This is a genomic window from Ferdinandcohnia jepli (assembly GCF_047246645.1).
Lineage (GTDB): Bacteria > Bacillota > Bacilli > Bacillales > Bacillaceae_L > Ferdinandcohnia.
Map to the genome: position 1 here is coordinate 1 of NZ_JBFOKR010000018.1, position 13,788 is coordinate 13,788.

The following is a 13,788-nucleotide window of genomic DNA, read 5'->3' on the forward strand; positions in this document are numbered from 1 at the left end:
GTATTGATTGCTCAATAGTTTGTTACTTGAATTAAACGTTGACGCTTGTATTGTGTTCAGTTTTCAAAGAACTTTTTCGATGTCGAATTTTGTCGACTTTTTTATAGTAACATAATATTCATTTCGTTGTCAACATTATTTATTAATGCCGAACAACTCAATTTAAAATCTGTTTTGTCCACTCCTTAAGAAGCGACATTGACTATAATAGCATCTATAAATCTATTATTCAAATGGTAAATATATACTCATCATTATTATTTTAGTATAACGAATAAGATTCAGTTATATGTGCTTATCTTTTTAATAAGTCATTAATATTTGCACGAGTAACTTCAATGAAGTCATCAATACTTATTTCTATTTGTACTCCTATTTTCCCACCACTTACAAGAAAACTACTTAATTCTAGAACACCTTGGTTAATAAAAGTTGGATATGTTTTTTTCATACCTATTGGTGAACAACCACCTCTAATGTAGCCAGTATGTTTTTGAATATCCTTAACTGGGATAAGTTCAACTTTTTTAACGTTAGCAGCTTTTGCTGCTTTTTTGAGATCCAGCTCAGCTTCTACAGGAACTACAAATACAAATATTTCATTGGTAGCTCCTTGAGCCACCAATGTTTTGTATACTGTTTTTGGATCTTTGTTAATTTTTTGAGCAACAGATACTCCATCTATTTTTCCATCTTTACTTTCATAGGAAAATATCTGATATGATATCTTTTTTGAATCTAGTATCCGCATCGCATTTGTTTTACCTTGTGCCATTGTAACCTCCTGCTTAATAAAAGCCTATTTCTCTAATTCTATATATTCTCTTAGTAACTTCCATCCATCTTGTTCATTACGGATAATAAACATACATTTAGCTGGATGTGGTTCACCATTAACTATATTCTTTTCTGTTCCTAGTACCACGTATTCTTTTCCATTCATACGAGGAGAATAAGTTTCTAATTCGAAACTTTTATGTGCTTCTTCATACTGACTAAGTACACCGTCTAAATCATATGAGTAATCATATTGGTCAGGTTTTATTAAACTAGAATGTGCCCAATAACCTATAAAATCTTTTGACATTAGATTTCGAATTTCATCCCCATTTTTAGTGTGAAACGCTCTGTTCCACGCTTCAAAATATGTATCTAAAAAGTTTTGTAATTGTTCCATTATTTTCTTCCTTTCAATCTAAGGTTTCCCGACATTTTTGTCTTTTTCTAATTTATGAGCATATTGAATAAAATAAGCTATATTCCCATCCCCTGCCATTTCCGGATGAGATGCATCAAGCAAGTGATTTTCACTTATGTTTAGCCATACCAAAACACCCTCATTTGTTACGTTCCCAATAGGAAGCCGATGTTCACTCTCATTCAAGACAAAATAGTAGACATCTATTTTCTTTTCCAAATCGTAAGAAATAGTTATAACATATCCAGAAGATTTTATATTAATAGGAAGAAAGCCGGTTTCTTCTTCTAATTCCCTTATCATAGCTTGATAGGAATTCTCACCTTGTTCAACCTTTCCGCCAACTCCATTGTATAATCCTTGGTACGGTTCCTTTTTTCTGTGTAGTAATAAGACATTCTTCATTTCTATATCAAAAACTAACCCGACAACATAGTGCTTCATCATGTTTGCTCCTCTTGGTGCTATTTGTCCCATCCCATCCGTTTACAAAGACTCGTGATTTGAGCAAGATGGTGATTTCCATGCCATGCATACATTCCGATATTTTTAGCTAATGTTGTTTGGCCAGATTCAGGATGGATAAATGTTTTTTGTAGTTCTTCATTTGTTAGGTTTCGTAAGAGTTTTACAAAACGTGTATGAACAGTTTCTAACATCGTAAGAGAAACTTCGATTGGAAGTATGTAATCTGATAACTCTGCCCATTTCGATTCATCGTATGGTTTTATAAGTGGGTTATCTTCAGTTAATGCCCATTTGAAACGAATATATGCATTCATATGGCTATCAGGTACATGATGTACAACCTGGCGAATAGTCCAGCCACCGTTCCGGTAAGGAGTATCCAACTGCTTGTCAGTTAAATTTTTAACAGCGGTTCTAATGGATGCGGGTAAAGCTTCAATATCATTGATCCATTGCCCAATTATTATATTACTTAATTCACCTTCAAATTGAAAAGTACCGATTGGATATCTTTCATCCATCTTATTTCCCCCTTTTTCTAAAATTTGGATATATTATACATTCTTCAAACACATTAATATTCCCTTTAAAAATAAAAAAGTAACGCTACACTAAACTAGCGTTACTTGGTTAATACGGAGCATCTTTCCCTTTACTTAAGGTCCTGCGATCACTAGATAATGGTGGCTGCTCCAACCAGCCTTTTTCTATCATTAAATTCGCTCCATCTTCAGCAAATTTTAATAATTCACCTGTAAGAGTTACATAATGTTTTCCAATATCTCGTCTTGAGGTTACGCTTAATGCAGTACCATAAAATGCAATCGCAATTTGAGTTGAAAGTTGTACTTGATACATCAAAAATTTATCAGAAAATGGAGAAGTAGTTGAATTGGTCACTAAAGATTGCCATGAAATTGGAGAAATTAATTTTTCTTCACGAAAGATTGTATCAAATACCTCAATATGTTTATTTGATATTTCCATCCCACGATTTATGTATTGTCGAACCTTTCTTGACTTAGCAACCTGACAAAACCCAACTTTTAATGCTACGTGGAGATTCATTTTATTCATATTAAATGTGATATCTCCGACTTCAATAGCAGTTAAGGGCCGTCTCTCACCAAACCAACCGGTTAGAAAACTTTGTTCTTTTACAAAATCAGATTTTATTGGTGGTGTTAAAATTGGTGGACGAGTAAAAAGTCCTTTTGTAAGTAATGTGTCTAGTGTTAACTCAAATAGATTTGTTGTTTCTTGGTTACAGCGAATGTAGTACTTTCTAAGGTCTGAACGAATCGATGTACTTAGAGAAAGTGAATATCCTGTTAACCCTTGCAAGGTCATTATGTACATATAGTATAGATAAAAAGTATCTTGAAACAAGCGTGGTGCTTTTGGGTCGTAGTCTTTTTCTGTAAAACCATGTGGGATTGGATACTCTTCTCCTTTGAAGAAGTCTTCAATCGCTTTCACATGTCCTTCTGAGTATTTCAAAGCCTTTTCATAAACGTCGATAATATCTCGATCTTCGATATGTTCCAGTGCATATTTAATAAAGCAAATACTCATCGTATCAAACATATATTGAGTCCAAAGCGACGACATTTCTGAAGCGCATAATTTAATACTTTCCCTATCCATTACAGTCCTCCTGTCGATGATATCATTAGATTTACCATTTTTCTTACAGATATTCTCTTATGCTTACTAATAAAATAGAAAAAACTCGGAGTTCACCGAGTCATCAGATTAAATCTCCATTATTCTCTCAGTAAGGAGTATACATTCACGTCATGTGATGCTCCACCTTGCATCATGTAACTGCGGAGTATGCCTTCCTTTTGAAAACCTATCTTTTCTAAAACATGGTTGGAATTTGAATTCTCGATATATACAACAGCACCAATACGGTTCAACCCTAGGTTAGAAAATCCATATTGAACAACTTTATGTATGGCCTCTGTTGCATATCCATTTCCCCAAAAAGAGGGATGTAATTCATATCCAAGCTCGGATCTTCTATGCTGTAGTGACAATAAATTAAAACCGATTGTACCTATTATTCCACTATTCCCTCTTAGCTCTATCCCCCATCTTATTCCTCGTTTTTCTTGATAATTTTTTTCAAATAAGCTAACTAGTTGTTCTGCCTGGGAGATGCTAGTGAATGGGTCTTGTCCGTAGTATTTTGTAACATCTGGATTTGAAAAACAGGCAAAGATATTACCTGCATCCTCTTTCGTAATCTCTCGTAAAATTAGCCTTTCAGTTTCTAAAATTGGAAACAATGATTCTCCCCCTTATTGATTCTTTACGTCACATTTTACCATGAATTTTCACAATATTAGTAAAAACATTAGGTTATGTACACATATTCTAGAATTTAAGAAAGACATTATAGATAATAACATCAAAATGGAGGGGTTTTGCTTGTTACGAATTTTACTTGTTATAAGCTTATTATGTGTAATTTTCCCTTTTCAGACAGGTGCAGCAGAGCAGGAGGATGTGTTGGCAAGCTTTATTCGAAAAAGTGATTTGTGGCTTCTCCAAAATAATAAGGAGATTCAAATTACATCAACTAAAAATGTGTATTCAAAGCCGACTTGGTCTCACGATGGTAAATGGCTTTTATATCAGGTTATGACACCTTCTGAGTTTGAAGCGAATAAACAGCAAGTTGAATTGTGGGTGTATGAAGTGGAGTCTGGTGAAAAAAAGAAGATATTTTATGATGGTTATGCTCCTTCGTGGTCACCGGTAAAAAATATTGTAGCTTTTAATGCTAGTGGAATCTTAAATATCTCGGACTCTTCAAGATTTTATAACATAGCAACAGGTGTTCATTCATATACCTGGTTACCTGATGGTAGTGGATTTTTATTATCAACCTCGGGTGTAATACGTCCAGACGGATGGTCCAGTGCTATCATTTATACGAAGAAAGTAAGCAGTAATTATAAGGATGTTCAATTATATGGAGGGGTGGATCATTTTTTTACACTCCCAAGAGAGATTGGCACAACAAAAGATAATCAATTAATCGCTGTATATGCGGAACAATTCGCATACTCCCCTAGTAAGAAATGGATTTCATTTGTTGTATCCCCAACTGCTTCTTGGTCAATGGACAGCAATATGCTTTGTGTGATCTCGAGTGACGGCAAGCAGTTTGAAGTTGTAGATGAAATTGTATTTGAAGTGGGTGAACCTAAGTGGGCACCTACCTCTGATACAATTGCCTTTATTGCAGGACATGGGCGGATTGTTTTTGGATTCAAAAATAAGGATTTAAAGATTCGCGATATGCCTGCATCTGGAACGCTTACACCTGAAGAGTATGCTGACTTAGACTTTGACTGGGTGAATGACAATGTATTTGTTTCATCACGCATTAAGGAACAAGAATGGAATAACGACTTTAAGAAACATCCGTTACCTTCTCTTTTTTCCATCGATATAAAAAATAATAAACAAATGAAAATAACAGAACCACCAATAAAGTATGGAGACTATAGTCCTCAATATATAAAATCATTGAATAAGATCATTTGGTTACGGGGACATCAATTCTTAATGAAAACAGAGATTTATGGGTGGCGAACCTAGATGGGTCGAGGGCGAAAGAATGGATTAAAGATGTAGAAGCAATCGTGTTTTATGAGAACTGAAAAGGCGATTCCATTAAGTGGAGTCGCCTTATATCATTTTTATATAAAACGAACGGTTTCTTGGTCCATCAAACTCGCAAAAATAGATTCCTTGCCATGTGCCCAGGAGTAATTTTCGATCTGAAATGATCACGTGTTGAGAAGCTCCAACGGTACTTGCTTTCATGTGAGCAGCAGTGTTTCCTTCCATATGTCGATCTAATTTATGTGACCACGGATACACCTCATCAAAGCGGCGTAACATATCGCGTTTAACATCTGGATCTGCATTTTCATTTATTGTGATACCAGCCGTTGTATGTGGGCAATATACAATAACTCCACCGCTAACAATGCCTGACTCATCTACAAATCTCTGCACAATTTCAGTAATATCAATCATTTCATCCCGTTTATTTGTTTGAAGTGCAAATTTCTTTAACATCGTACTTATCCTTATCCGAAAAACAGGTCTAAAATATTTGACGCTGTTGAAGAGTTCTTGTTATAAAACTCAGAGTAACCACATTTTTTACAAAATACGACCGTGAACTTATTATGTTGTAGGTCAAGCATTTTAGAAATTCCTGAACCAGTCATTGCAACATCCTTTGTACCAGCGTCTCTACTCCCACATTTCACACAGCCCTTTTCATTCATAAAATAACCCCTCCAGTTTGTTTTCTTTCTAGTATTTACATACGAATGAAATAATAAAATGTTTCAATGTTTTTATATAATTGCACGCTGATTCGTCTGTTGTAAGACATACAAAAAGGGCAGGTCGAGTTTCGACCGTACCCTTCTGTAATTTATTGTGCAGTTGCTTGTTTTGTTATCCATGTTTGTAATCTTATATATAAAAGCATAAACAGTACTGCTACGATAATTCCTTTTAATAGATTAAAAGGCAAAATGGCACTAACAACTATTTGACGAGTTTCAACTGCAGACATCGCAGGAAGTTCTAGGAAAAAGTTGAATGCAGGTAAAACCACGTAATAGTTTAAGATACTCATAGTAACTGCCATAACAACTGTTCCGCTAATTAAACCGAGTGTCATGCCTTTTTTCGTTTTAAATAGTTTGTAAATGTAATAGGTTGTTAGTACAAAGATTGACCCAGCAATAAAATTGGCCATATGACCAATTGGTACCCCTGTTTCACTTCCTGTAAATGCATAATCAATCAGATTCTTAAACAACTCGACTAATACTCCAGCCAAAGGTCCGAAAATTAATGCCGCTAGCAATGCTGGAACATCACTAAAATCAATCATTAAAAAGTTTGGAAATGGCGGTATTGGGAAATTTAGTAGCATCAATATGTAGGATATACTACTTAGCATCCCGATTGTTACAAAAGCTCGTAAAGATATTTTCTTCATGTTTGTTCCTCTCCTCTTTTGTCGATCCACCTCAAAAGAAGAAAGGTTCAGCAATAAGACATGCCGACAATAAATAATCCCCCAAGAATACTATTCCTGAGGGAGATTAAAAGGCACGCTTAATAAACGTTCGACACTGCTAATTTTGAACGTCGCAGAACCTCCATCTTCTCCCATCCAGACTTTACTGTCGGCTTTGGAATCGCACCAAATCCTGCCTTGCGGCTCGCGGGCTTAGAGATTACTCTCATCACCGCCGGTCGGGAATTTCACCACGCCCCGAAGATAGATCATATTTAATTACAGTTACATTATATCAGTATTGCATCCATCTGTGAATCATTATGCACATCTAAAGTTCGAACGATTTGTGAAATAATTAACAAACTAGCTGATGCGATAGAGATTGATGGACCAAAAAAGGTCCATCCACATTTGGAAAGGACCTTTAAGTTTATTTACCATCAACGACATCTTTTAATATTTGATAAGATCGTTTTTGCTTTTCAGGATCAAAAATATAAGACACAGCCATTAATTCATCCACGTTATATTTTTCTTGGAAGTTTGTTAATTGTTCACGAATCGAATCTTTACTTCCTAGTAATGTAACACTGGACATGGAACTTGCCATTTCTTTTTCGGCGGCGTTCCAAATTCCGTCCATTGTTTCAACAGGTGGACGTAATGGAGATTGTGTACCCCGCACGACATTCAAGAAGAATTGTTGCATGGTGGTAATTTCTTTTTGAGCTTCTTCATCAGTATCGGTTGCTATTACATTTAGACATACCATCATATACGGAGAACTTAGGTACTCAGATGGTTGGAATCTGCTACGATAAATTGAAATTGCTTCAGACATATAACGTGGTGCAAAATGAGAAGCAAAAACATATGGTAAACCTAGTTTAGCTGCCAAGTAAGCTGAGTCTGTTGAAGAACCAAGAATGTAAATTGGAACATTTGTATCAACACCAGGATATGCCTTTACATAGCTTTGACGTTCAAGCGGCCCGAAATAAGTAAGCAATGCGTTTACGTCATCAGGGAATGTGTATACTGAATCGTTTTGTGCTCGTCGTAATGCACTAGCAGTCATCATATCAGTTCCGGGTGCACGACCAAGTCCTAAGTCTAGTCGATTCGGATAAATAGTTGCCATTGTCCCAAACTGTTCAGCTACAACTAGTGGTGAATGATTTGGAAGCATCACCCCACCTGAACCTACTCTAATTGATTCTGTATTCTCTAATGTATGTTTAATTAAAATGGATGTAGCTGAACTCACAAGTGTTGGTGAATTGTGATGTTCTGCAATCCAGTAACGAGTGTATCCCATTTTCTCTGTTGCTTGTGCAAGTTCTACCATTGAATCAATGGCACCTTTTGCATCCTCTCCCTCACGAATTGGTGCGAGGTTTAAGACTGAAACTGGTATATTTATATTTGCCATTTTATTTGTCCTTTCTAAAAAAGAGTTATTACTATAGTATCAATTGCAAACTAGAAAACAAACTGAAATGCTTAGGGCCTGATTTGTTAGTATTAATATTTAATTGGCTCTGACAAATTGTACTCCTCCCCATTATATTGTTTACTAAACACAATTATAGAAAACACTAAGTGCAAGAATATCGTATACAATGGAGAGTACAATGGCGTCGTCTGATCAATATCGTATTGAACAAGATCCCTTAGGGGGGATTATGGTTCCGAAAAAGAAGTACTATGGAGCTCAAACAACGTGCACTTGATCTTACCCTATTGGGTTACAGCCACAAGTGATGTGCAGATAGTCTGCGTTATTTTAGGATTGGTTGAAGTGGGTATTGGTGTACTGGTCGTAAATCAATCCATACAAAAAGGTACATTTAAACGCTACCACAAACCAAATGGATTATAAGCAAAAAGCCTACCCAAAAGGTAGGCTTTGTTTATTGATGAAGAACTCGGAATTTATTACTTTTAACCAGCATCCAAACCAGGAAAGCCAGTGATACTGCTCCTAAATAGGCAAAGCCAATCGTTACAGAAACTCTTGTTGCAATTAATCCAAAGCCAAGACCGATGCTTAATGTAATCCCTCTTTCAAGTAGAGATTGAACAGATTCAACAGTTGCTCTTATCGTAGAATCGGTTCGATGATGTACATACCCAGTGATAACTGGATCAATCACTCCACTAGCTAAGAAAATAATAACAATTACAATCATCCCTAATGGACCGGGGAACATGGCTGTAAGGAAAAGACCGGCAGTAATAATGAATAATACACCTATAATAATCTGACCAGCACTGTATTTCTCTAAGAATCGGGAAGCTAGTAAGTTCCCTGGTATTTTGACTAAAGAAAGTATGGCAGAAAAAACACCAAAGAATAACAGTGAAAAACCAATTTCATCTAAATATAGCTGCCAAAACTCATCAAGATACGTAATACATGCTGAGATACCCATTGCCTGAATGACAATTAAAATTAGTTTAGGATGACTTTTAAAAAATGCAAATGAACTAATTAGGTAAGCTTTTACCCCAATATGATTAGAACTAACTAGAAGGTCCCTTTGTTTACTTTGAGGTTCACGCAATCTCAATGTAAATAAAAACGCCAGAAATAGACTACTTGCCGATAATATATAGTTAAATTCGAGACCAAACCATCTGGCTATCACGCTTCCTGAAAGTGCAGCTATAATAGACCCAATCAAATCGATAGCGTTCATTCGTCCAACTATCTTCTCAAAAGATTTCTCTTCTTTTCTTTCTAATAGAGAATCGTATAGTAATGCATTCAAAGCACCACTTACACAAGCTCCAGCTATACCAGCAAGTCCGACCGCAAGTGCAAAGGACCAGAAAGAATGCGCAAACAGTAAAATAATCATCTCAAGCAAGGAAAACAAACCGCCAATAACGATTAGTATTTTCCTTCCAAATCGATCTGCAAGCACACCTGTAGGAATTTCTGATAAGACAATGACTGCAGCATAAATGATTTCACAGTAAACAACCATTAAGACTGTCATTCCCCTGTCCTGCCAAAAAAGCCTTTCAATAACATAAGCTGGAATTAAGTTGTGAAAAAAAACAATTAGATAAAGTATCATAACATTTTTACGAACGTCCATTTTATCTTACTCCTTTATTCTACTTCGATTAGAAAGAGGTAAAGGTGGCGGACGTATCGTATAAACCGCATATTAACAAGGAGGTCTTACACAGTTCATAATGGGTCTCTCCCTTTTTTTGATTTTATTATGTAAATAATACCATTTATTTAATTTTTAGAGTACTAAAATCTCGCCAGACAAAATAAGGCGAGATTTCTCTATACCTTTACTATGAAAAATTCTGCTTTAACTAATTCTTCCTGTCAAAAGCTTCTCAATTTCAACTGCTGACAAAGGTGGGCTATAATAAAAGCCTTGTCCGAATTTGCAACCATTATCAGCTAAAAATTCTATCTGATGCTTATTTTCTATTCCTTCTGCGACGAGTTCAACGTTAAGGTTTTCTCCAATTTCTATCATGCTCTTAACAAGTGAAGTTGTATTGGCATTTATAAAAAGATCACTAATGAAATAGCGGTCAATTTTCACAAAATCAATTGGTAAATTACTTAACAAACTTAAAGAAGAATAACCTGTACCAAAATCATCTATTGATATGGTAACCCCTAGGTCTTTCAGTTGTTTAATGGTCATAGCGGATTTTATTCTATTTTGCATAACACTTTCTGTTATTTCTAGCCCAAGGTATTCTGCAGGTAGGCAATGTTTATTTAAGGTATGCTCAACTAAATCAACAAAATGTCGATCCTCAAATTGAATAGGAGATACGTTCACAGCAACTTTAATTTGTATACCTGCTTCTAGCCAAATCCGATTTTGTATACATGCTTCATTTAAGATCCATTCGCCTAAAGTAATAATTAAACCACACTCTTCAACAATCGGAATAAATTCTGCAGGAGAGACCATTCCTAACTCAGGGTGTTTCCATCTAACTAAAGCTTCCACTTCATATATGACTGAGGTTTCTAATATTACTTTTGGTTGGTATTCAAGATAAAATTCACGATTATCTAGAGCATTTCGTAAGTCTTGTTCCAATTTTATTTTTCGGTTGAGTATATCCCCTTGTTCATGTAAAAAGAATTGATAATTATTTTTTCCCCTTTTCTTTGCTAAGTACATAGCTGTATCAGCCTTTGATAAAAGTGTTTCTTTATCATTGCCGTCCATCGGAAAAATACTTATTCCGATACTTGGGGTTGTATACTGTTGTTGGTTTTGTATGGAAAACGGATGTGAAAAAGACTCTAGGATACGCTCGGAAATCTCTCGGATAATTGTTTCATCAACATTTTCTAATAAAATTGCAAATTCATCGCCACCTTGTCTTGAAACAAGGTCACCCTTACGTACACTTCCTGACAATCTCCCTGAAACTTGTTTTAATAATTGATCACCCGCCTCATGCCCCATTGAATCATTAATAAACTTAAAACGATCTAAATCAATATACATTATTGCAAGTTCTTGTTTATCACGACTAGAGCGTGCTATAGCTTTTTCAAGGTATTCATTAAACATATGACGGTTTGGTAAACTTGTTAAGGCATCATGATACGCCATAAATTTTATGCTTTTCTCATATTCCTTTTTGGCACTTATGTCATTTGCTACAACCATGATGGCAGGCTCACCATTGTACATTATTTCATTACCTGCTATCTCTAGATGAATGATTTTCCCATCTGTCCGGACAATTTTATATTCAGTATAGTTGTCCACTGTCTTGTTCTTGTAAATTTCATTACTTCGAACAACTACTTTTTCTTTCGAAGATGGATGAACAAAATTATAAATCGATTGCCCAACTAATTCATCTGGATTTACCAGACCAAGAGCTTTTATTGTAGCAGGGTTTGCATAAACTATTTTTTCATGTTGATGTATTAGAATTAAATTCGGTGATAATTCTACAACATTTCGATATCGGTTTTCACTTTCCTCTAACATAGACTCTGCTTTTTTTCGTTCAGTAATATCAACGACAACACCATTTATTTTAACAACTTCATTTTTAGCGTTAGAAACGGGGGTTCCTGAAAAATATACCCATACAATTTTCCCATATTTTGAAACGAACCGTATCTCAGTATTATAGGGCTTTCCGGAAAGAGCATCTTCGTAAAACTCTAAGGATTTTTGACGATCGTCTGGGTGTATAATACTGATCCAAAATGAGTAATTTTCATAAAACTCCACTGTTGTATAACCAATCAATTTTTCAATTCCCTTTGAGACGAAAATCCTTTGGTTAACAATATCATTCGACCAAATCGTAGCATCGACGGAATCAAAAATTTCTTGTAAATTTTCTTTTTGTACTTCTAATTCCTTTTTACTTGCTTTAAGTTCATTATAGTAAAACCTTGATTTTTGAAATTGGCCTGCTAAAAACCACGAAAGAATAATGGAAAGTATTCCAATTACTAAGCTTACTAAAAAATACAAATTACGTCCTTCGCTATAAATATGGATGATTAGCCACATGCATATAATAAATAAAGGTAATGTAACACTAATTCTTCTAATAAATTTCATATTTTCTCCTATAAACTAATTATAAAAAATTCATCTAGCTATTTTCTTACCTTCCCCATTGTAGCTATTAAATATAAGATTAGATATCGCCTTTGATTCCTATTACAATAGGAGTTTATTCCTAAAAAATAAAACTGATTTAATGAACAATGTTTTAGCTTAATATATAAAAAACCAAACCGATATCGGTTTGATTTAGAAATAAACTATTAAAATGTTAGTAAAAGATTATTCTAAGCCGTAAGATCTTTTTCGCTTCCAGAAGCCTTACTTCTCCATTTTATCGGAGTTATCGTCCCCAGTAACGCGACGATACTACTCGCTATTAATAAACCGGTTAATCCGTTAAACGCTGCAGCTGTTAGTAATCCAAATACAATCAAGTCAAATGCTGAATCAAGCACAGATAATAAAGATAATGTTGTTGCTCGAATGTCAGAAGGTATTAAGTCGTTTTTCAGTTGCGAATAAATGGGTCCCCTTATTGATTGACCTAGCCTTAGGACAAAAAAGGCACCAATTACAATCCAGATAGATTCACCGTAAATGGCTGATAAAAATAGGCCAAGTGCAGCGAGACCACCAGTTACACTCATCAAAAACTTGCGAGAAAAATGTTCTGTAAACCAACCAACAGATTGGGATGTAAAAAAGCCAAGTAACGCAGCAAGAGCATAAAGAACTCCTATCATTACAACAGGCAGGCCTGCATTCGTAAAAATCGGTTGATTAAAAGCTTCGTATACCGAGTCGGCGGCTATAAAAACAAGTGTAAAATTGACAAATAAAAGTAGTAGAATTGGAGCTTTTCGAATAGCTGTTATTCCAGATACCACTTGTGTAAAAGGATTATCCCGATATGCACCGCTATTTGCTGGGCTTTTTATAAGGAATATTAAGAATAACTCCACTAATTGAAATACAAGACCAATGATAATAAGGAAAATAAATTGTTCATTTTGTAAGTCTCCAGCAAGATAGGCTCCTACTAGAACTGCAAGAATCATAGATACAAAACCAGCAGATTGTATCTTCCCCATTGCACGGTCCATTCTATGGTGGTCATTGTCTTCCTTAAGTGATTCGTAAATGAGAGCCTCGTCTGCTCCAGAGAAAAAAGTAACAGAAAATCCATTTAACGCACTAAATAGAAAGAACATCCATTTGTCGTAAGCGAAGATTAGTAAAGTGATGCTGAGTATTTTTATAATAACACCAATGAAAAATGATGTTTTTGCACCAAATCGATCTGCAACAACACCACCCGGAACTTCACCGAGCAGTACTGCCCCACTCCAGAAAAGCTGTAGAACTAAGATATGAGTAGGTTCGAGTCCCCTCTCTAAATAAAACAGAGTCAATACAGGTGCTATGAAATTCATTGTGCCAAAAAATCTAATCCAAAACATGACTCGGATATTATGGATAGAAATCTGTTTGTTCATGGCTGCTCCTAAATGTGC

At 35.3% G+C, this 13,788-nt stretch carries 14 protein-coding genes and 1 riboswitch; of the genes, 1 reads left to right on the top strand and 13 read right to left on the bottom strand.

Annotation, left to right across the window (positions count from 1 at the left end):
* Positions 1-295: 295 nt before the first annotated feature.
* The 6 genes from ybaK to AB3M96_RS18255 all read right to left on the bottom strand — a co-directional run bounded on the left by ybaK (position 296) and on the right by AB3M96_RS18255 (position 3,960).
* Complete coding sequence (ybaK, locus tag AB3M96_RS18230; protein WP_412969068.1) at positions 296-775, bottom strand: Cys-tRNA(Pro) deacylase; 480 nt, start codon at positions 773-775, stop codon at positions 296-298.
* Between the two features lie 24 nt (positions 776-799).
* On the bottom strand, positions 800-1,177 hold the full coding sequence (locus AB3M96_RS18235) for a nuclear transport factor 2 family protein (RefSeq protein ID WP_412969069.1): 378 nt from the start codon (positions 1,175-1,177) through the stop codon (positions 800-802).
* 18 nt (positions 1,178-1,195) lie between these two features.
* Positions 1,196-1,645 (bottom strand): NUDIX domain-containing protein, encoded by a 450-nt coding sequence (locus tag AB3M96_RS18240; RefSeq protein WP_412969070.1) that lies wholly within the window; start codon positions 1,643-1,645, stop codon positions 1,196-1,198.
* Between the two features lie 17 nt (positions 1,646-1,662).
* Positions 1,663-2,187 (bottom strand): YfiT family bacillithiol transferase, encoded by a 525-nt coding sequence (locus AB3M96_RS18245; protein ID WP_412969071.1) that lies wholly within the window; start codon positions 2,185-2,187, stop codon positions 1,663-1,665.
* A 109-nt stretch (positions 2,188-2,296) separates the two neighbouring features.
* Positions 2,297-3,313: a DUF3231 family protein gene (locus AB3M96_RS18250; protein ID WP_412969072.1), complete on the bottom strand. Its 1,017-nt coding sequence runs from the start codon at positions 3,311-3,313 to the stop codon at positions 2,297-2,299.
* Positions 3,314-3,432: 119 nt separating this feature from the next.
* Positions 3,433-3,960 carry a GNAT family N-acetyltransferase gene (locus tag AB3M96_RS18255; protein WP_412969073.1) on the bottom strand — a complete coding sequence of 176 codons (528 nt, stop codon included), beginning with the start codon at positions 3,958-3,960 and terminating at the stop codon, positions 3,433-3,435.
* Positions 3,961-4,102: 142 nt separating this feature from the next.
* Here AB3M96_RS18255 and AB3M96_RS18260 point away from each other — a divergent pair, with 142 nt between their 5' ends.
* Positions 4,103-5,281, top strand: a complete 1,179-nt coding sequence (locus tag AB3M96_RS18260) for a TolB family protein (RefSeq protein ID WP_412969074.1) — start codon at positions 4,103-4,105, stop codon at positions 5,279-5,281.
* Between the two features lie 90 nt (positions 5,282-5,371).
* On the opposite strand, the gene AB3M96_RS18265 is transcribed toward AB3M96_RS18260, so the two are convergent.
* The 7 genes from AB3M96_RS18265 to AB3M96_RS18295 form a co-directional block, all read right to left on the bottom strand.
* Positions 5,372-5,767, bottom strand: a complete 396-nt coding sequence (locus AB3M96_RS18265; protein ID WP_412969075.1) for a secondary thiamine-phosphate synthase enzyme YjbQ — start codon at positions 5,765-5,767, stop codon at positions 5,372-5,374.
* An 11-nt stretch (positions 5,768-5,778) separates the two neighbouring features.
* Positions 5,779-5,982: a zinc ribbon domain-containing protein gene (locus tag AB3M96_RS18270; RefSeq protein ID WP_412969076.1), complete on the bottom strand. Its 204-nt coding sequence runs from the start codon at positions 5,980-5,982 to the stop codon at positions 5,779-5,781.
* Between the two features lie 152 nt (positions 5,983-6,134).
* Positions 6,135-6,710, bottom strand: coding sequence for an ECF transporter S component (locus tag AB3M96_RS18275; RefSeq protein WP_412969077.1), 576 nt, complete (start codon positions 6,708-6,710; stop codon positions 6,135-6,137).
* Between the two features lie 161 nt (positions 6,711-6,871).
* Positions 6,872-7,001, bottom strand: a riboswitch (FMN riboswitch).
* A 163-nt stretch (positions 7,002-7,164) separates the two neighbouring features.
* Positions 7,165-8,166, bottom strand: a complete 1,002-nt coding sequence (locus tag AB3M96_RS18280) for an LLM class flavin-dependent oxidoreductase (protein ID WP_412969078.1) — start codon at positions 8,164-8,166, stop codon at positions 7,165-7,167.
* Positions 8,167-8,647: 481 nt separating this feature from the next.
* Entirely contained in the window at positions 8,648-9,841 is a 1,194-nt protein-coding gene (locus AB3M96_RS18285; RefSeq protein ID WP_412969079.1) for an MFS transporter, read from the bottom strand.
* 228 nt (positions 9,842-10,069) lie between these two features.
* Complete coding sequence (locus AB3M96_RS18290; RefSeq protein WP_412969080.1) at positions 10,070-12,325, bottom strand: sensor domain-containing protein; 2,256 nt, start codon at positions 12,323-12,325, stop codon at positions 10,070-10,072.
* A gap of 233 nt (positions 12,326-12,558) precedes the next feature.
* Complete coding sequence (locus AB3M96_RS18295) at positions 12,559-13,770, bottom strand: MFS transporter (RefSeq protein ID WP_412969081.1); 1,212 nt, start codon at positions 13,768-13,770, stop codon at positions 12,559-12,561.
* Between the last annotated feature and the right edge of the window lie 18 nt (positions 13,771-13,788).

Excerpts from the sequence above, each read along its gene's own strand:
- ybaK (WP_412969068.1), bottom strand. The coding sequence starts at position 775 with ATGGCACAAGGTAAAACAAATGCGATGCGGATACTAGATTCAAAAAAG.
- AB3M96_RS18235 (WP_412969069.1), bottom strand. The coding sequence starts at position 1,177 with ATGGAACAATTACAAAACTTTTTAGATACATATTTTGAAGCGTGGAAC.
- AB3M96_RS18240 (WP_412969070.1), bottom strand. The coding sequence starts at position 1,645 with ATGATGAAGCACTATGTTGTCGGGTTAGTTTTTGATATAGAAATGAAG.
- AB3M96_RS18245 (WP_412969071.1), bottom strand. The coding sequence starts at position 2,187 with ATGGATGAAAGATATCCAATCGGTACTTTTCAATTTGAAGGTGAATTA.
- AB3M96_RS18250 (WP_412969072.1), bottom strand. The coding sequence starts at position 3,313 with ATGGATAGGGAAAGTATTAAATTATGCGCTTCAGAAATGTCGTCGCTT.
- AB3M96_RS18265 (WP_412969075.1), bottom strand. The coding sequence starts at position 5,767 with ATGTTAAAGAAATTTGCACTTCAAACAAATAAACGGGATGAAATGATT.
- AB3M96_RS18270 (WP_412969076.1), bottom strand. The coding sequence starts at position 5,982 with ATGAATGAAAAGGGCTGTGTGAAATGTGGGAGTAGAGACGCTGGTACA.
- AB3M96_RS18275 (WP_412969077.1), bottom strand. The coding sequence starts at position 6,710 with ATGAAGAAAATATCTTTACGAGCTTTTGTAACAATCGGGATGCTAAGT.
- AB3M96_RS18280 (WP_412969078.1), bottom strand. The coding sequence starts at position 8,166 with ATGGCAAATATAAATATACCAGTTTCAGTCTTAAACCTCGCACCAATT.
- AB3M96_RS18285 (WP_412969079.1), bottom strand. The coding sequence starts at position 9,841 with ATGGACGTTCGTAAAAATGTTATGATACTTTATCTAATTGTTTTTTTT.
- AB3M96_RS18290 (WP_412969080.1), bottom strand. The coding sequence starts at position 12,325 with ATGAAATTTATTAGAAGAATTAGTGTTACATTACCTTTATTTATTATA.
- AB3M96_RS18295 (WP_412969081.1), bottom strand. The coding sequence starts at position 13,770 with ATGAACAAACAGATTTCTATCCATAATATCCGAGTCATGTTTTGGATT.